The following is an 18,851-nucleotide window of genomic DNA, read 5'->3' as shown; positions in this document are numbered from 1 at the left end:
CGTCCCGCCATTCCAGTCGGTGCAAGCGCAGTCGGTGTAAACAGTGCGTACAGGTCCGTCGGGAGTAGCAGATGAGACAGCGAAAAGCCGCCAACGCCAACCATCACGTCGAACGGGGCGCTTCGAAGGATCAGCCGGCGCGCGTCGCCCTGCGCGCCCGCATGCGCGACTTCCGTCAGGTCGCCGTCTTCTCGGCGGCGATCAACATCCTGACGCTGACGGGCTCATTCTACATGCTGCAGATCTACGACCGCGTCCTCGTCAGCCGCAGCATAGAGACGCTGGTCGCCCTGTCGCTCGTGGCCCTCGTCGCCTTCGCCCTGCAGGGGGCGCTCGACTCGATCCGTCTGAGAATGCTGAGCCGCATCGGCGCGCAGTTTGACGAGGATCTCTCCAGCCTCAGCTTCCGGGCGGCAAATCTGATCCCGCTCCGCGGCGGTCCGGCGGAACAGGCGATGCAGCCGATCCGCGACCTCGACCTTGTGCGCGGCTTTCTGGCGGGGCCGGGTCCGGCGGCGATCTTCGATCTTCCATTCATGCCGCTCTTCGTGGTCGGCTGCTTCATCCTTCATCCATGGCTCGGATGGCTCGCGGTCGGCGGAGGTGCAGTCATCACCCTGCTGGCCATTGCGACGGACCACCATCTGCGGGATCCGGTACGCCGCGTGGGCGGAACGGCCTCCGCCCGGCAGGTCCTTGCCGACACCGCGCGGCGCAACTGCGAGACGCTGGAGGCGATGGGCATGCACGACGCCCTCGACCGTCGATGGCGCAGGCTCTGCCGGGAGCACATCGGCGTGAGCCTGCAGACCAGCGACGTTCATGCCACTCTCGGATCGTCGGCGAAAATATTCCGCACCATCCTGCAGTCGGCAATTCTTGCCACCGGCGCCTATCTCGTCATCAATCAGGAAGTCTCGGGCGGCGCGATGATCGCAGCGTCCATCATGACTTCTCGGGCGTTGGCGCCCATCGAGACGGCGCTCGCGAATTGGAAGGGCCTCGTCGCCGCCCGGTCCGCCTATGCGCGCCTCAAGGTTTCGCTGGCGGTCGCGGTCGAGCACGAGGTCGTCGAGCTAAGGCGGCCCAGGTCGAGCCTGATGGTGCAGGGGCTGACGATCATAAGGAGCGACGGCGATCCGATCCTGATCAATGTCAGTTTCGAGCTCAAGGCGGGAGACGCGTTGGGAATCGTCGGTCCGAGCGGCTGTGGAAAGTCATCGCTTGCGCGAGCCATCGTCGGCGCACTCGCTCCCATGAAAGGCGTCGTCCGTCTGGACCGAGCCGCCCTCGGGCAGTGGGACCGGGGCCGTCTCGGGCGGCACATCGGCTACCTGCCACAGGATCTCGGACTGATCGACGGCACGATCGCGGAGGCCATCTCCAGGTTTCAGGTCGACGACGACGCCGACAGGATCATCGATGCGGCGACCACGGCCGGCGCGCACGACATGATCCTCGCGCTGCCGCACGGATATGACACCCGGCTCGGAGAAGGCGGCATCCTTCTGTCAGGAGGACAGAGGCAGCGCATCGGCCTTGCCCGCGCCCTATACGGCGACCCCTTCCTTGTCGTCCTCGACGAGCCGAATTCGAATCTCGACGCGACAGGCGACATGGCCCTTACAGAGGCGATCGAGAGCGTTCGCGGCCGCGGTGGAATAGCGGTCGTCGTCACCCATCGTCCGTCCGGTCTTGCCGCGGTCAACAAGGTCGCATTCCTTCAGGACGCGGCAATCAAGCTCTTCGGCCCAAAGGACGAAGTCATGGCTTCGCTGTCGAGACCTGTGGAAGTGACGCCGTTGCGGGCGGTCGGAGGCACGTCGGAGAATGCGTAGCGACAGGTGGGGATATGTCGACCATCGCGCGTCGCTACGCCGCTACCGACTGGCTGGACTGACGCTCATCGCCATCTTCGCTTCGTCCTTTGGCGCATGGTCGGCCTTCGTGCCGCTGTCCGGTGCGGTCGTTGCATCGGGACACTTCGAAGTCGACGGCAGCGTCAAGAAGGTGCAGCACAAGACAGGGGGCGTGGTCTCCGACATTCTCGTCCACGACGGGGAGCGCGTGACGGAGGGGCAGGTGGTCTTGCGGCTCGACCCGACGACGGCCCGCTCCGACCTTCAGATCATCGCCCACCAGCTGGCCGACCTGAAGACGACGGCGGCGCGGCTCCGGGCGGAACGGGACGGGATGGATCACTTCATGCCGCCGCCGCACATCCTGAAGAGCGACGAGTCCGAGTTCGAGGACGCCCTACTTCAGCGCGAGGACCGGATGCTGAAGGCGCGCCGGGCGGCCCGTCTCGGACAGGAAGACGGACTTACGGAGCGCATCAACCAGCTTGAAAAGCAGATCGACGGACTGGGCGTCCAGGCCGCGGCAAAAACGCACCAGAAGGAGATCGCGGACCGCGAACTTAAGAGCCTTCACGATCTGCTCGACCAGAAGCTCGTGCTTGTCTCACAGGTCAACGTGCTGGAGCGAAGCGCCAGCGAACTCGACGGCGACATAGGCGAGATCCAGGCGAGCACCGCGGAGGTCAGGGCGAAGATCGCCGAGACGAAGCTGCAGATCCTCAATATCGATCAGGTGGCGGTCGCCGATGCGAGCAAGGAACTCGCCGAGGCGGAGGCGAAGATCAGCGAACTGGAGGGGAAACGGATACAGGCGGCCGACGCACTAGACCACGTCGACATTAGGGCGCCGAGGGACGGCTTCGTGCACGAGCTTTCGGCCCACACGGTCGGCGGCGTCGTTGGGGCGGGCGAAGTCTTGATGATGATCGTGCCCGAGCACGTGCCTCTCAAGGCCGAGGTTCGCATCAGTCCTCAGGAAATCGACTCTATCCACTTCGCCGACAAGGGCTTCGTGCGCGTCGTCGGGCTGAGCCATTCGACCACGCCGGACCTTCCCGCGGCCGTCTCGATGGTTGGGGCCGATCTCGCACAGGATCCCGCGACGCATGTGTCGTACTACCCGGTCGAGCTCCGTCTGGATCCTGGCGCGGTCGGTGCGCTTGGCAATGTCCAGCTCGTCCCTGGGATGCCCGTCGAAGTCTTCATCACGACGTCGAGCAGGACATTCGCGCAGTATCTCTGGAAGCCGATACGCGACCGAATTTCGCGCGCAGTACGAGAGAAATGAACAAGAGATTCGCACGAAGGGCAAGGTGACCGCCGTCACCTTAAGGGTTCAAACTCGAAACGCGCTTCGTAGAAGAAGCATGGTTCCATCCTTATTCACAAGCCGACTGGGGTTTGTGAGGTTCTCTTTCGGAGAAACTTGCAAACTGCGCCGCGGGAAAAAACGTGATTCTCTCTGTTGGACGGTGTTTTTGATGGAGCGTTGAAATGCTTCCGAAGGAGCGACGAGACAGCGGGCAGAATGATCTTTTCCGGGCACGGCTCGATCAGATCGTCGATTTGAATCATGCACTGGCGCGGCTTGGTCGGGCGATCGATTGGCGGTTTTTGGAAGAGCGCTGCGGGGCGGTCAAGGTTTATACTGCAGGCCAAAAACGCGGGATGACCGAACAAATCAAACGCGAGATGCGCAGACGTTCCGCCATCGAACCCGTCATCGGACATTTAAAAGAAGACCACCGCATGGGTCGCAATCGTCTCGCCGGAATCACCGGCGACGCCGTCAATGCCGTCCTCGCAGCCGTGGGCTACAACTTCCGCCGTATCCTCGCTTGGGTCAGGTTTTGCGTGGCTATCGTCTGTGCAGCCCTGGCGCTATCCAAAGCGCAAAATCCAATATTCAAAGCATCAAACCCGATGCCGGCAATCGTCTAATCGTCGTTCTTCACGAACGACATGCCAGCGTCTTAACGAACAGTCGCCGCCTGAGCAGACGGTGATAAGAAGCGTTTTCTTTCTCGACCGGGTCATCGCCGTCCTAGGTGCGAGAATTGCTTTCCAGCGTGGACTTGAGCAGGCCTTGGACGTCCGAGAAGGAATACACTCTGGAGATGTTGGCCTCCTTGAAGCTCGCGGCCAGCCCGGTGTCTCCCTTATGGCTGCTGCCGCGGAAAGTCGTCTCCCTTCCATCCGCATAGCGAACCTGGTAGTTGGGCGCTACGCCCTCGCCAAGCATCCCAACGCGGACCGAAGAATGTCGGGTCGGACCTTTCATGTTCTTCAGTACCGAGCGGTAGTAGTCGGAAGAGCGTACGTTCTCCCAGATAAGATTGTCGCTCATGACATCCCCTCTCTCCATCATCCAAGTTTTTTGCGGACTTCTAATAAGGCTGCTGCCCATGTCGTCGTAGGTGAAGTCGGAGCTGCCCCGGCGGATGCTGAACGTAACCCGCCATCTTCAATGCGAATTCGAAGCGAGCGAAAATCCGAAAGAATTCGTCCGCTCCGTGAGGCAAGATATTCGCCGCTGTCAGGTCGAAGCCCATTTTCTCTCCTCTCGAACTGAAATCACAAGTCGCCTCGGCCAGTATACGGCAAGGGAAACAAGTTCCGATCATGGCGTTGCGGCAGCCACTGCAACGTTGAAGGATACCGCTTGCCTGCCTGAATGATGGACGTGCTCTTGCCCCCTCAGTGATCCGCGCACCAACGCCGGGGGAAACTCCTTTACGTATCAAGTCACACTGTGAGGCTATCGTGATCCATGTTGGCGTGGTGAAGCATAGAGCCGGTGTAATCTCGCATTGTCCTGCAAAGGTCCTATGTTTCATCTCGGATTTATTGTACATCGGCCGGATTTATTGTATATCAGCAGGAAAAGATTAACTAATATGTATTTTGGCGTGGGGGGCGCCTAGTGGTGAAGTTCAACTTTGATGGGCCTCCGGTGGGGGAGGCCGCTGCCTGCACATCGACCGACTGCCAGCGCCAATTGCTGCCTCTTATCCATGAAATCGTCCGGTCGGCGGTTGCGTCTGGATGGAACGAGGAGGATGTTCTTCTGGCCTTGGTGGAACTCGCCTGGGATCTGCACGAGAAGCGCCGTGGTGATTTGTAACAATCAGCCGCGAACTATATAGCTGTAACTGCGTGCTTGCGCCGCCGATCTCGACGGCAAAACAAGCCGTTGACCCGGCGGAGGTCAAATGATGCGTGCATCGCGCGTAACCTAAATTGCGCGACATGTTTCTTTTTTGCGCCGCGCAAAATTTTTTCTTCACATACGAATCTTATACCCTATTTTCTGTGGGCGCGTTACGCTGACTAAAGGCGGGACTGCAGCCTGCTCTGCTTGCGCGCACAGGATTTCGATCGAGTGGGGCGCGACGGAATGAAACAGGCGGACGAGGCTCGGAAAAAAGACGAATACCGGGGCGTCGATCGAGGACGGGCGGAGCGATACGTCTTCGACATTATTCCTGAAAGTGCAGGTCCGAGAAGGGCCACCATGCGGGGGAGCGCACTACATTCCATCCGCACCCTGGGTCGCAGAAGTTTTTAGCCAAGGAGCATTCTGTGGGAATTGTGCTGGCGCCAGTGCGCAAGTTGAGAGCCTCGCTCGGCAGTGACAGGATTACGGAGTATGACGCACCAGTCGGGTGTCTCGTCGTTAATCCCGCCGGCGTCGACAGTAGCCTTGCTTGGTCGGCGATCAGGGAAAATGCCGTCATAGCTATATCTCCCGAAGCGCTATCGGAGTTGGCTGCTCATGAGTTTGATCTTGCCAATGTAGAGCTTGAGCCGCCTGTGTTCGGCTTAGTCGACCTCTGGGCCCTCAACATAGCCGAGAGGATTGCTGCCGAGCTGACTGGGAAAGCAGCTCCGAATGAGCTCTATTTGGACTCATTGGTCACGGTGTTCGGCGTTCATCTGCTTCGCACCTACACAAGCCGCAAGAGACCGCCTGCGCAGCCCAAGGGCGGACTTTCTCCCGATAGCGCTCGACGGGTGCGAGAGTATCTCAATGAAAATTTTACGCAAAAAGTACATATCGCTGAGCTCGCGTCGGTCGCAGGAATTTCACCGAATCATTTTATAGTGGGGTTCGCCAAGACCTTTGGAATGCCGCCGCATCGCTATCTGATTAACCTGCGCCTGGACTTTGCGGAAAAGCTATTGGTCGACGGCAAGATCGCGATTGCCGAAATCGCCTATCTGTCTGGATTTTCGGACCAAAGCCATTTGGCCGCCACCATGAAGAGATACAGGGGAAAAACGCCCACAGAGCTACGGTTTGCGAGGTAGTCGTTACGAGCTTCGGTGGTCGTGGCGTGCCAAAGGAAGGTCCTGCAAGGGCCTCGCCGGCTGCGGGCAACGCAGACACCGACTTTTTGGACAATGACTCCAGCAATCCTGTCTCGCGGAAGGCAGATACCCATTACCCTCAAAGTCATTCCCGAAAGCTCTAGCCCAAGGAAAGCGTCGCGTGGAACTCGCGCGATCCATTCCGTCCTCGGATCGAACGCAGGTGCTAAACGCGCAAAGTCATTTCGCCGCAGTAATCCTCGCGCCAGCGGCGAAGAAACCGGCGTGGCTTTAAAGCGACAGGTTGCGAGGTTCTGGGCTACCGGTCGATGCGCCTGTCATCATCCGGCGACCATCGATCGCCGTCTACAATGGTCAAACGGAAAAAGCAGAATGGCCTAGAGCTAGCGTGGCAAAGCGGCAACACCGGTCGTTCAGCGAGCAAAGATCGTAATTTCCTACAAATATTCCGAAACATTCAGAAATACATCGTCACAAATGTGACCATGCTTAGTGTGGGTTGTCATTCGGTGGGCCATCGAGCGGTGCGCCATCGAACTTTCTGGCGATCATTTGTTGAGGTGTGTTGGATTGTCCACGGATATTCAGTTTCCGGAATTTGGAATATTCGCTCCAAAAGCCGAGGTTGCCTGGACTGCGTTACAACGCGAATACGCCAGTCGTATAACCGGCGCGGAACTCGATCATCTTTTTGCCTGCCTCGTGTTTGGATTGACCTCTCCGGCATACGCTGAGCGGGAACCGGCCCTTCATTTCGATGTCTGCCGCGCGTTGGTAGCGATGAAGCTCCCCTCAGATCGGGCCGATGCTGCATTGCATGCCGTTCCGGAACCTACGCAGCCATGGGTCGTGAGTGCCCGCGAACTGATTGAAAGCCAAGGCGCCAAGATGGGACGCAGGCTTCAAGAAATGCACATTTTCAACGACGACCCAGTCGCCGATGCGGATCCAAGCGCACCAGGTCGTTCGGCCAACAGCGAGGGTAAAGCAGCATGATTGGGTGCAGCGAGGGGCATCTGCAGTTCAAATCTCGTCGCGTATTTGTCGGAAATTGGATTTCAGGAAGGACCGACTGTCGCTCGCTTCGTCGGCGACTGATGGCGACCTTGCGCTTGGCGAATCGGGTACTCGGCATGCGCCGTAAAGGTCTGGCGCTGGGCTCGCTCGGGGTCGAGAATGCATCCCGTGACGCAAAGTCTTCAGGAGTTCCCGCTGGTCAGGCAGGCAGGAAAGGCCTTGCGGGTATGGCGCTGCTGGCGCTGTCGGCGCTTCAGGTTACTCCGGCACAGGCACAATTTGTAGGCGGCGGCGGCTCCGCGACAGGCGTCCGTGCCATTTCGATCGGCACCGGCTCCGTCGCGGCCGGATTGGATGCCATTGCCGAAGGCACAAGCACCAGCGCTGGCGCCCAGAACGCCGTCGCTATCGGCTTCCAGGCGATCGCGACACAGCTAAACACCGTCTATCTTGGCTCGCGGACGGTCGCTGGAACGGGTGCCACCGCTCCAAGCGCGATCGGCATCGGCACGGACGTTACAGCGTCGTTGAACGACGCCATTGCGATAGGACGTTCGTCCGTTTCGTCCGCACAATACGCGGTGGCTCTCGGCCTGAGCGCGAAAGCCACAGGCGCTGGCGGGGCGATGGCGTTGGGCCAAGGCACGATATCAAGCGGCGTCAATTCAGTAGCGCTCGGCGTGAACTCCAATGCCACTGCAGCCGGCGCTAGCGCTTTGGGCACCTTCGCCAGTGCCACGGGAGGCAACTCCACTGCGGTCGGTGTCAGCTCCACGGCCAGCGCCAACTTTGCGTTAGCGGCTGGCTGGGGCTCCACGGCCAGCGGTGCCAATTCGTTTGCCGGTGGCTTTCAGGCGACCGCGTCGGGCGCGAGTTCGACTGCACTTGGCCCTTCAGCCACTGCGTCGGGGAATTTCGGGACCGCTTTGGGCAATCAGGCGCAGGTGCTGGCTATCGGCGGCGGGGTTGCGCTTGGATCGGGTGCAATCGTCGGCGGCGCGGCGATCTCCGGCATCGCGGTCGGCAATAACGCGAACTCAAGCGGCGCATACTCTTCCGCGGTCGGCATTGGGGCAATCGCCAGCGCGACGGGCGCCCTGGCGCTCGGCGGCAACGCGACCGCAGGCGCCAATGCCTCGGGCACCAACGCCATCGCCGTCGGCGGACAATCAGCGGCCAGCGCCGCCAGCGCCATCGCCATGGGCACGAACGCGACGGCCAATTCCGCTGAGGCGGTCGCCATGGGCACCAACGTGGTAGCGACAGGCGGTAAGGCGGTGTCGATCGGTTCGGGCAATACCGCCTACGGCAACGGCGCTGTCGCCATCGGCGATCCAAGCTATGCGAGCGGCACGGGCGCCTTCGTCGGCGGTGCCAACAACATCGCCAACAGCGACGGCACGGCGAGCGCCACCGCCGCCAACCAGGCAGCCGGCGCCGTCGCGATCGGTAACAACAACAAGGCGATCGGGCAAGGCTCCGTGGCGCTGGGCAACAGTTCTACCGCGGGTGCTGCCGGTTTCGCCGGCAATGTCGCCTTTGGCAATGGCGCGACGGCGGCGGCCAACTCCGGCGACGTAGCACTGGGCTCGGGTTCAGTGACTGCGGCAGCGGCCGCGACGCCGAGTGCGGTGATCGGCGGCACCACCCATAGTTTCGCCGGTACGACGCCGACCTCGACGGTGAGTGTGGGCGCGGTGGGCGCCGAGCGCACCATCACCAATGTGGCGGCGGGGCGCATCAGCGGCAGCTCGACCGACGCGATCAATGGATCGCAGCTCTTCGCGACCAATCAGGCGGTCGACAGTGTCACCACCACCGTCAACAACATCAACAGCGGCGCTGGCATTAAGTACTTCCACGCCAATTCCGCGCTGCCGGATTCCCAGGCTCTTGGAACGAATGCTGTTGCGGTCGGCCCGAATGCGGTGGCGAATAACACTGGCGACGTGGCGATCGGTCTGAACGCCGCTTCGAGCGCGACGACGGCAGTGTCCGGCGCGACGATCGGAGGCACGAGCTATACCTTCGCAGGCGCCACTCCGACGGGTGCATTTTCAGTCGGTGCGGCGGGAGCAGACCGCCAGATCCAGAATGTCGCAGCCGGCCAACTCTCATCCAGCTCGACCGACGCCGTCAATGGATCGCAGCTCTTCGCGGCCAATCAGGCGGTTGATAGTGTCACCACCACCGTTAACAACATCAACAACGGCGCTGGGATCAAGTACTTCCACGCCAACTCCGCGCTGCCGGATTCCCAGGCTCTTGGAACGAATGCTGTTGCGGTCGGCCCGAATGCGGTGGCGAATAACGCTGGCGACGTGGCGATCGGTCTGAACGCCGTGTCGAGCGCGACGACCGCGGTGTCGGGCGCGACGATCGGAGGCACAAACTATACCTTCGCAGGCGCCACTCCGGCCGGTGCATTTTCAGTCGGTGCGGCGGGAGCCGATCGCCAGATCCAGAACGTTGCAGCCGGTCAACTCTCGTCCAGCTCGACCGACGCCGTCAACGGGTCGCAACTCTTCGCAACTAACCAGCAGGTTACCCAGAACACCACCGACATTACAAATCTGGATAACACCATCACGAACATCAGTGACGGCGCCGGCATCAAGTATTTCCACGCGAACTCGACATTGCCGGACTCACAGGCCCTCGGGACCGACTCCGTTGCTGTTGGCCCGAATGCGGTGGCCCATAATGCCGGCGACGTGGCAATCGGTTTGAACGCGGCGTCGAGCGCGACAACGGCGGTAGCGAGCGCAACAGTCGGAGGCACGACCTACAGCTTTGCGGGTACGACGCCAGCAGGCGCCTTTTCGGTCGGCTCGGCGGGTGCCGAACGCCAGATCCAGAATGTTGCAGCGGGACAGTTGTCGTCCGCCTCGACCGATGCGATCAACGGCTCGCAGCTTTTTGCCACCAACCAGGCAGTCGATAGCCTGTCCACCACGATCAACAACATCAATACCGGCGGCGGCATCAAGTATTTTCATGCGAACTCGACCTTGCCGGATTCGCAGGCAATTGGGGCAAACTCCGTCGCCGTCGGCCCGAATGCTATCGCCAACAATGCCGGCGACGTGGCAATCGGCCTGAATTCGGTCTCCGGTCCGACAACCGCCGTCGGCAGTGCGATCATTGGCGGCGTGACCTACAGCTTTGCCGGAGCAACGCCGAGCGGCGCCTTCTCGGTCGGCGCGGGAGGTGCGGAGCGTCAAATTCAGAACGTCGCCGCCGGACAGCTGAGTTCCGGCTCCACCGACGCCGTCAACGGCTCGCAGCTCAACGCAACCAATCAGCAGGTCACCTCGAACACCACCGACATCGCCAATCTCGGCAACACGGTCAATAATATCGCCGGTGACACATCTACGAGCTATACCGACGCCAACGGCGTCGGTATCCGATATGTTCGCACCAACGACAGCACCTTGGCCGTCACCGATTCCTCTGCGCAGGGCGTTGGCTCCACCGCCGTCGGCTATCAGGCGACGGCTGCGGCCGCCGATTCACTGGCACTCGGCCGTGACAGCCAAGCAAACATCGCAGGGGGCGTTGCTCTCGGCTCCGGATCGGTTTCCGATCGTCCCCTGGCACCGACCACCGGCCAGATCGCTGCCGGATCCGCGATCATCCAGTACAACACGACCGACAAGACCCTTCTCGGCGCGGTATCGGTCGGTACGTCCACTTCGTATCGGCAGATCACCAACGTCGCGGATGGCACTCAGGCCCAGGATGCCGTAACCGTGCGGCAGCTACAGGGCGCCATTGCGTCGGTCTCGGTGACGTCGACCAAGTACTTCCATGCCAATTCGATCGCCGGCGATTCCCTCGCCGTCGGCGGCGAGTCGGTGGCAGTCGGCCCGACGACGGTCGTCAACGGTGACAATGGCATCGGTATCGGCAATGGCGCCATCGTCGATCTGACCGCGCCGGGTGGCACGGCGATTGGCCAGAATGCTCACGTTATGCTGGCTGACGGCCTGGCGCTCGGCACGAACTCGACGGCCGCGGGTATCCAGGCAATCGCCATCGGCGCCGGCGCCCAAAGCACCTTTGCCAATAGCGTGGCATTGGGCGGCAATTCCACGACGACGGTCGGCGCCCAGACGAATTATACGGCTTATGCCCTTGCGAGCCCGCAGACCTCGGTCGGCGAGGTTTCGATCGGCTCTGTGGGCGCGGAGCGCAAGCTGACGAATGTTGCCGCCGGTTCAGCCAATACGGACGCGGTCAACGTCTCGCAGTTGCGCGGCGTTTCTCAGAATGTCGCCAATCTCTTCGGCGGCACCACCGTGGTAAATCCCGACGGCTCGATCACCGGTCCGACCTACAACGTCCAGGGCAACAGCTACACGACCGTCTCCGACGCCTTCAGCGCGGTCGACAGCACGCTGACCAACATCACCAGTGGCGGCGGCATCAAGTATTTCCACGCCAATTCGACGCTGGCGGACTCTCAGGCCTCAGGCACTGATAGCGTGTCGATTGGTCCGGAAAGCGTCGCCAGCGGAACGGACAGCCTGGCGGCCGGACATGGAGCCACGGCCGTGGGACAGGGGGCTGTTGCTCTCGGCCAGGGCGCGCAGGCCAACAATGCCAGTGATGTGGCATTGGGCTCCGGTTCCGTAACGCAGGCGGCTGTCGGCACGTCCGGGACCACCATTCAAGGACAGCACTATGATTTTGCCGGGACCACGCCTGTCGGTACCGTCAGCGTTGGTGCTCAAGGCGCGGAGCGGACCATAACCAATGTCGCAGCAGGCCGCATTTCGGCTGACAGTACGGACGCCATCAACGGATCGCAGCTTTATGCCACCAATTCGGCGATCGACAGCCTGCAAACTGGTGTCGGAACGATCACCAAGAACGCCGTCACGTATGACCTCAATCCAGATGGCAGCAAGAAGAACAGCATCACGCTGCAGGGTGGTGACGTCAATGCGCCGGTGGTTATCTCCAACGTCGGCAAGGGCGTTGCCCCTACCGATGCCGTCAATGTCGCTCAGTTGAGTGATGGGATCACCGAGGTCAAATCCTACACGGACACCTCTGCCGCAAACACGCTGTCCGCGGCTAACAACTATACTGACCAGAAATTCGGTCAGTTGAACCAGGAGATTGGCGACGTACGCTCGGAGGCGAGACAGGCGGCCGCAATAGGGCTTGCTGCAGCATCGCTTCGTTATGACGATCGTCCTGGCAAGCTGAGTGTTGCGGCCGGCGGCGGTTTGTGGCGGGGTGAAGGTGCGCTGGCCTTCGGCGCTGGCTACACCAGCGAAGACGGGCGAATTCGAGGGAATCTGTCTGGTACGGCAGCCGGCGGGCAAGTGGGTGTCGGCGCTGGTCTCAGCTATACTTTGAATTGAGTCCCTCATGTTCAAAGGAGCGCTCTCTGGTGTCCCAGCTTTCATAGCTTGCCTGCTCCTGTCCGGCCCGCACGCGGCCGCACAGGAGCAGGCAAGCTCTTCCGATTACCGAATAAAGCCTTCTGAAGTGGTGGTGCCTCCGGACCTGAAGCTTGGCGACTATCAGAGGACCATTCGTCCGTTCGAAAACTGGACACTGATTTGTGACGAAAACCTAAAGGTCCGCCAGAGAGTTTGCAACGTTACCCAGATCATCGAGAACCAGGCAGGTCAGGTCGCATTCAGTTGGTCGCTTGCGGCCACCAAGGCAGGCAATCCATATATGATTTTGCGTACCGCGCCGGTTGCCAGGAGCGATAGCCCCATCTCGCTGACGTTCGAGGGACGTAAGGAACCGCTACAAATCCAACTCGACGGATGCAGCAACGCAGTTTGCATCGGCATGCTGCCGGTCGGGGCCATAATGCGTGAACAGATTTCGAAAAACGCGACACCAACAATCTCCTATCCGACGACGGACGGCAAGACGGTTAGCGTGACCGCGACCCTCAAGGGCCTTTCTACCGCCGTGAAGGCGATAAAGTGACGGATGCATCTCCCATGGATCAGCAATCAATCTACGATCGAATAATGTCCCGGAATAAGGGCAGCGCTTCGCTTCAGAGCGTAGTCAAGGACCCAGAGGGGCCGAAGCGGAACTGGTGGAAAACGGCAGTCTTCTCACTGCTCGCAATTGCCGTTGTCAGTGCTGCCGGCTACGCCGTCATACGATACGACCTGGTCGGGAATTTCATATCGAAGTCCGCGGTTGCGGAGACAAATGAAGCCAATCAAGCCCTGGCCGACACGCCATTTCGCCAGCACGCCAAACAGGCTGGCTTGCAATCCTGCTCCACTGTCTTTCCGGTTCTTGGAGAGTTGCTGACAAACGGTACCCAATACAACGTCCAGTCGGTCTGGAACGGGGGGGCCGCCGACAAGCATGCCGTGCAGGCACTGGTCGGCATGAACTATGCGACCCAAGGCTACAGTGGTCCGGCTGCGGGCGTCGTATTCGCTGCGCCGATCGCATCCGGTTGCGAAGGTGCGATGGTCCGCGTGGCGCCGTTTACGGCCTCTTGCGCAGATATTCCGGTCAAGTTTCCAAGCGGAAGCAAGCTCACCAACAATCTTGGACAGATCAGCGTCTACGAACTTGGCAATGACGGCGGGAACGCGATGCTTCTGCCCACCGGAAACGGCTGCGTCGTCATTTCCGTGGCCTCGGCAGCGGGAAAACAAGGAAGCACAAGATGAGAATCAGTCCTGCCATTGGGGCGATCGGCATGCTGTTTCTCTATGCAGGCCGGCTGGGCGCGGCGGATCTTACCACGGCTGCGGAGGTACCGGTTCCACCGCCCCAAGAGGAGCGCGGCATCTGGGCAGCAATCGCTTACTCCACGCCTGACGAAAAGCAGGGCTTCTTTTGGGGCGCCGACAAGCGGCAAGATGCCGTGGATATCGCGCTCAAGCATTGCGAACGGGACGGGGGCAGGGAGTGCGTCGTAGTCACCATATTCCGCAATCACCGGCATTGGGATGACGATGATAACACCGGCTTTCCATATTATCACTGCGGCGCGCTCGCCATTGGCAAAGAGGAAAACAATCGCATCGCGCCGTGGGGCGCAAGATCGGCACCGACGCGCCGAGAAGCCGAAGACCTTGCGCTCAAAACATGCGAGCTCTCAGGGTCACACTGTAAGGTTCGCGAGTGGGCATGTACATGACCCAACCGTCAGAGATAACCGCGTACGACTACCAGGATGGAAGCCATGGAGGTCACGCTTCTGGTGGCAATTGCGGAGCTGGACCCCTCGCCCACTAGCACCTCGCGGAACCAACCGAGGACGTACCATCCTCCAAATAGAAAGATGTGACCTTTTGCCAATCTTGACATCGACTTCACCTCACAAGAAAAGCGAACGGCAAGCTGGACGACCCAGTCAGCCGTCACTGTGTGGGCTGACACCCAAGCATGCCTTCGGCGCTTCTCGTGCGAGGCTAGCCGTTCTTTGTTCGAGCATCATTTTTACGCTTGCTCCGGCAGCCTTTGCCCAGTCGGCTCTACCAAACGGAGCATCGGCCCTGCAGGAGACCTACCAGGACTGGCGGGTTGCGTGTAACCTGCGCGACAAGGCGCCGGCTTGTTCGGTTTCTCAAGATCAGACCCAGCAGAACGGTCAGAGGCTTCTTGCCGTCGAGATGCAAATGCGTTCCGATGGCGGCGCGATTGCAACGCTCCTCCTCCCGTTCGGCATCGTCCTCGACTCCGGCGTGACGCCGAATGTCGATGATCAGCCGCCTTTAAAGCCGGTGCGTTTCCGCACGTGTTTGCCGACAGGATGTATTGCCTTGTTTCCGCTCGATCCGGCGACACTTGCAAAGTTGCGGGCGGCATCACGCCTAAACCTCAAGGTTATTGCTGATGCGGGCAATGAATTGAGCTTCCAAGTGTCCCTACGTGGCTTCTCGGCTGCTCTCGATCGCATTGCAGCCTTGAGCCCTAAATAGGAACTGCCGGAGAAGCTAAAGTTGAGTTTGGCAATCATCCGGGGAGGGGAGTTTCGCGCAATTCCTAAGAAGGGTAAAAACACAATGATTTTTTTGAGGGCTTCCCAACTGCGTTAGCGGATAAGTTGCAACCCGACCGCCAAGAATCTTTGGGCGAATACTGTATCCCGCATACCAGCGCCCGTATTAATGACTTTTGAATATTAGCTTGAGCTGATACTATTCCGCCGCGTGTACGACATATAGGCTTAGCATGCGGCGTGGCCTGATATTTGCTGTCTTTTTTGCATGGGCCGCGTTCTGCGCTCTGGCAGGTTTTGTTGTTGCCGAAGAAGATGACATCACCACAGGTGAACGGCTCGCTGCGTTGTTGCGTGCTGGCCGGACCGTGATCTCAAGTCATCAAAAGCTTATCAACGACGAATCCCTGGGAAACAAAGACCTCACAGGTCAACGCGTCGTCAACGAGGCACTGCAGATATTCGCGCAGCGCAAAGGCGATCAGAATCTCAGCCCCTTAGATCGGCAATTGTTCGATGCCCAGGTCGCCGCGATCAAGGAAGTTGTCGATGAGCATCAAGGCATGATCGATATGAAGGGTGTCGGCTTCAAGGGGTTCATTCCTGCGACTTTTGCCAGACTGGTTAATGAACGTTTCGAGGAAAAGGTTGGTGATAAGGCAAAGATAAAGGTGACGGCGCCGGAGGACCTCATCCGTAATCGCAAGGCGCGCCCGGATGAATGGGAGCAGCACGTCATAGAGCGCAATTTTCTGTCTCCCGATTGGCCAAAAGGCAAATCCTTTACCGAGGAGGTGGAAGTGAATGGCCGCCAGTCTTTTCGCATGCTTATTCCTGAATATTACTCGGCATCCTGCCTGACGTGTCACGGTGGGCCCAAAGGGGAGGTCGACGTGACGGGCTATCCGAAGGAGGGTAAGGCTGAGGGCGATTTGGGCGGTGCGATCAGCATTACGCTATTCAAATGAGCGCCTTTGCCACTATCCCGGCGCGTTTAGGGCGTCTTACGGATAGAAAGATCCCGTTGCGGCTTGTCTGCCTTTCTGCTGTCCTCCTGGGTGCGCTGTTAGTGAGCGTTGCCTTCATGGTGCGTGATTTGCGGGAAAACCAGCGTCGCGTCGAGGAGGCCAATGCTCGCTTTCATATGTTCGATGACGCTGCCAAGGCGCATCGGCATTTTGGCGAGGTCCGCTATTGGCTGACGGACCTGTCGGTTAGCCTGTTGACGCTCTCCGAGCGACGCGCCGACGAAGCCCGCAAGGCGCTGGAGCAGGATTTGGCCCGGATTAAGGTCTTCGCGCCCGATGAAGCCAATACGATCCTGCAGGGATCGAACGCCTACTACGAAAAGGCGATGCAGGCCGTTGACGCCTATACCAATGACAACAGGGTCATCGGCAACACTCAACTGGCGGCCGCCAGGAGCTATAGCGACCAAATCGATCAAGTGCTCATGTCGCTTGAACAGCGCCTCGAGAATGAGGCTGACCTGGCACGGGACGCAGCCGATGTGACGGCAAAAAACGCCTATGTGCGTGCTCTGATCGCAGCCGGCGTGACCACGGTGGCCTGCATTCTGATGACCTGGCTGGTGCTACGCTCGATCTTGGTGCCGCTCGGCCGGGTCGACAAAGCGATGGTCCAATTGACCAGTGGAGACGAGAATGTCGAGTTGCCGCCGGAAGGCAGCGACGAGTTCGGGAGGCTTTCCAAGACGCTGAGATTGCTGCGTGACAGCCAATCCGAGCGTCGCGAGCTTGAAGCCGCCGCCGAGCGTCAGCGCAACACTGTAATGACGGCAATGGAGACCATTCCTGACGGCTTCGCATTCTTTGACGCGGAAGACCGCCTCGTATTGGTCAACCAGCGCTATCTCGAATTGTTTCCAGAGATTGCGGATATCATGACGCCTGGACGCGCCTTCGAAGATATCGTTCGGGCACAGGCCGAACGTGGCACGACCGATACCGGAAGCGGCGGCATAGAGAACTGGGTCGATGAGGCCATGCGCCGTCACCGGGAGCCGCATGGCATGATCGAGCGGCAATTCGCCAATGGAACATGGCTGCGCATCGCCAAACGGAAGACGCCGGAGGGCGGCACTGTCGCGGTATATACTGACATATCCGACTTGAAGAATCGGCAGGCGGCGCTGGAGGAGGCAAGGCGCGGCGCTGAGGTCGCCAGCGAAGAAAAAAGCCGCTTCCTCGCTTCCATGAGCCATGAGCTGCGCACCCCCTTGAACGCGATCATCGGCTATAGCGAGATGCTGATCGAGGATGCAAGCGATCTCGGACAGACCGAATTCATTGCTGATCTCAATAAGATAATGGGATCGGGGCGCCATCTCCTGGCGCTCATCAACGACGTTCTCGACCTCTCCAAGATCGAGGCGGGCAAGATGGAGCTCTACGTTGAGCGCCTCAGTCTGAAGCAACTTCTTGTCGACGTTCAAAATACCGTTGCACCGCTGATTGCCAAGAAGGGCAATCGTCTGACGGTGACGACCTCGATCGAACGGGACGACATCGAAACAGATAAGACTAAGTTGCGGCAGAATCTGTTCAATCTTCTCTCCAATGCCGCCAAATTCACGGAGAATGGTGAGATCGGGCTTTCGGTGCGGCGTTACACCGACGACGTTGGCGAATGGCTTGAATTTGCCGTGAGTGATAATGGAATCGGCATGACGAAGGAGCAGCAGCAAAAGTTGTTTCAAGCATTCGTTCAGGTGGATTCGTCGACGACGCGTAATTACGGCGGGACCGGTCTCGGCCTGACGATCACCCAGCATTTCGTCAAGATGATGGGTGGCGCCATTAGCGTTGAAAGCGAGTTCGCAAAGGGCTCAACCTTCCGCTTCATCATCCCTGCAATAACCAACATGGACGCTGTCCAAAATACAGGTCCAGAAAGCAATACGTCGGAAGGTCCAAGTGCGCGTCGAACAGTGCTGGTGATTGATGATGAAGCGCGCGCTCGCAAGTTCGTCTCCGACGCTGTTCGCGGCGCCGGTTTTGCGGTGATCGAGGCAGCGGGTGGGGAGGAAGGGTTAGCGAAGGTTCGTAAATTGCATCCGGACGCGATCATCCTCGACGTGATTATGCCGGGTCAGGACGGTTGGTCCGTCTTGCGTGAAATCAAGTCAGACAAGTCGCTCTGCAGTATTCCCGTCATCCTCGCGACTGTCGTGGCGGATCGAGAGATGGGCCTGGCCTTCGGTGCCGCTGACCATCTGATAAAGCCGATCGATCCTCAACAGCTCATCGATACGCTGAACGCGGTCGCCGGCGCAGATCGTCGTGACGTGCTTGTCATTGACGACGATGCGGCAACCCGCGAGCTGTTTCGCAGGGTGCTCATCCGCGAGGGTTGGCGGGTTCGGGAAGCCTCAGATGGTTGTCGCGGTCTTGAACAGCTCGAAGCCGGGCGGCCGACGATCATAGTCCTCGACCTGATGATGCCGAACATGGATGGCTTCGCACTGCTTCAGGCAATCAGAGACAGGCAGGACTTTGCAGATATCCCGGTCGTTGTCGTTACGTCGAAAGATCTGACGCGAGAAGAGCTGGATTGGTTGGGCGTTCGCGCGAAAGAGGTAGTTAGAAAAGGAACCAAAGGTCGCATCGATCTGATCGCCGCGTTGAAGCGGCATTTTCCGGTGGCTGAAGAGGCGTGAGGAGAGGGAGGTA

General features: G+C 59.7%; 13 protein-coding genes and 1 pseudogene. 13 read left to right on the top strand and 1 reads right to left on the bottom strand.

Annotation, left to right across the window (positions count from 1 at the left end):
* Positions 1 to 71: 71 nt before the first annotated feature.
* The 3 genes and pseudogenes from AB4Z52_RS15815 to AB4Z52_RS15805 all read left to right on the top strand — a co-directional run.
* Entirely contained in the window at positions 72 to 1,838 is a 1,767-nt protein-coding gene (locus tag AB4Z52_RS15815) for a type I secretion system permease/ATPase (RefSeq protein ID WP_442218875.1), read from the top strand.
* Positions 1,831 to 3,147, top strand: a complete 1,317-nt coding sequence (locus AB4Z52_RS15810; protein WP_442218874.1) for an HlyD family type I secretion periplasmic adaptor subunit — start codon at positions 1,831 to 1,833, stop codon at positions 3,145 to 3,147. Before AB4Z52_RS15815 ends, AB4Z52_RS15810 begins: the two co-directional genes overlap by 8 nt.
* A gap of 350 nt (positions 3,148 to 3,497) precedes the next feature.
* A pseudogene (locus AB4Z52_RS15805) lies at positions 3,498 to 3,800 on the top strand (transposase); the annotation flags it as partial.
* A 103-nt stretch (positions 3,801 to 3,903) separates the two neighbouring features.
* On the opposite strand, the gene AB4Z52_RS15800 reads toward AB4Z52_RS15805, so the two are convergent.
* Complete coding sequence (locus AB4Z52_RS15800; protein WP_442218873.1) at positions 3,904 to 4,206, bottom strand: hypothetical protein; 303 nt, start codon at positions 4,204 to 4,206, stop codon at positions 3,904 to 3,906.
* Between the two features lie 576 nt (positions 4,207 to 4,782).
* Here AB4Z52_RS15800 and AB4Z52_RS15795 point away from each other — a divergent pair.
* From AB4Z52_RS15795 to AB4Z52_RS15750, 10 genes are all read left to right on the top strand, one after another.
* Positions 4,783 to 4,983 (top strand): hypothetical protein, encoded by a 201-nt coding sequence (locus AB4Z52_RS15795; RefSeq protein ID WP_442218872.1) that lies wholly within the window; start codon positions 4,783 to 4,785, stop codon positions 4,981 to 4,983.
* Between the two features lie 458 nt (positions 4,984 to 5,441).
* Entirely contained in the window at positions 5,442 to 6,170 is a 729-nt protein-coding gene (locus AB4Z52_RS15790; protein WP_442218871.1) for a helix-turn-helix transcriptional regulator, read from the top strand.
* Positions 6,171 to 6,761: 591 nt separating this feature from the next.
* A complete protein-coding gene (locus tag AB4Z52_RS15785) occupies positions 6,762 to 7,187 on the top strand; it encodes a hypothetical protein (protein ID WP_442218870.1) in 426 nt (141 codons plus the stop codon).
* Complete coding sequence (locus tag AB4Z52_RS15780; RefSeq protein WP_442218869.1) at positions 7,184 to 12,586, top strand: beta strand repeat-containing protein; 5,403 nt, start codon at positions 7,184 to 7,186, stop codon at positions 12,584 to 12,586. The genes AB4Z52_RS15785 and AB4Z52_RS15780 overlap by 4 nt, the downstream gene beginning before the upstream one ends.
* 7 nt (positions 12,587 to 12,593) lie before the next feature.
* Entirely contained in the window at positions 12,594 to 13,172 is a 579-nt protein-coding gene (locus AB4Z52_RS15775) for an invasion associated locus B family protein (RefSeq protein ID WP_442218868.1), read from the top strand.
* Positions 13,173 to 13,186: 14 nt separating this feature from the next.
* The gene (locus tag AB4Z52_RS15770; protein WP_442218867.1) at positions 13,187 to 13,882 is read left to right on the top strand and encodes a hypothetical protein; all 696 of its coding nucleotides are present in this window, start codon (positions 13,187 to 13,189) and stop codon (positions 13,880 to 13,882) included.
* Positions 13,879 to 14,355 (top strand): DUF4189 domain-containing protein, encoded by a 477-nt coding sequence (locus AB4Z52_RS15765; RefSeq protein WP_442218866.1) that lies wholly within the window; start codon positions 13,879 to 13,881, stop codon positions 14,353 to 14,355. The genes AB4Z52_RS15770 and AB4Z52_RS15765 overlap by 4 nt, the downstream gene beginning before the upstream one ends.
* Positions 14,356 to 14,650: 295 nt before the next feature.
* Positions 14,651 to 15,139, top strand: a complete 489-nt coding sequence (locus AB4Z52_RS15760; protein WP_442218905.1) for an invasion associated locus B family protein — start codon at positions 14,651 to 14,653, stop codon at positions 15,137 to 15,139.
* Between the two features lie 253 nt (positions 15,140 to 15,392).
* A complete protein-coding gene (locus tag AB4Z52_RS15755; RefSeq protein ID WP_442218865.1) occupies positions 15,393 to 16,127 on the top strand; it encodes a Tll0287-like domain-containing protein in 735 nt (244 codons plus the stop codon).
* Positions 16,128 to 16,228: 101 nt separating this feature from the next.
* Positions 16,229 to 18,838, top strand: a complete 2,610-nt coding sequence (locus AB4Z52_RS15750) for a response regulator (protein WP_442218864.1) — start codon at positions 16,229 to 16,231, stop codon at positions 18,836 to 18,838.
* The last annotated feature ends 13 nt before the right edge of the window (positions 18,839 to 18,851 follow it).

It is taken from the genome of Rhizobium sp. 2YAF20 (genome assembly GCF_052114685.1).
Taxonomy (GTDB): Bacteria; Pseudomonadota; Alphaproteobacteria; order Rhizobiales; family Rhizobiaceae; genus Rhizobium.
Note: the sequence above shows the minus strand (reverse complement) of the source record. Positions and strands in the feature narration are given on the sequence as shown.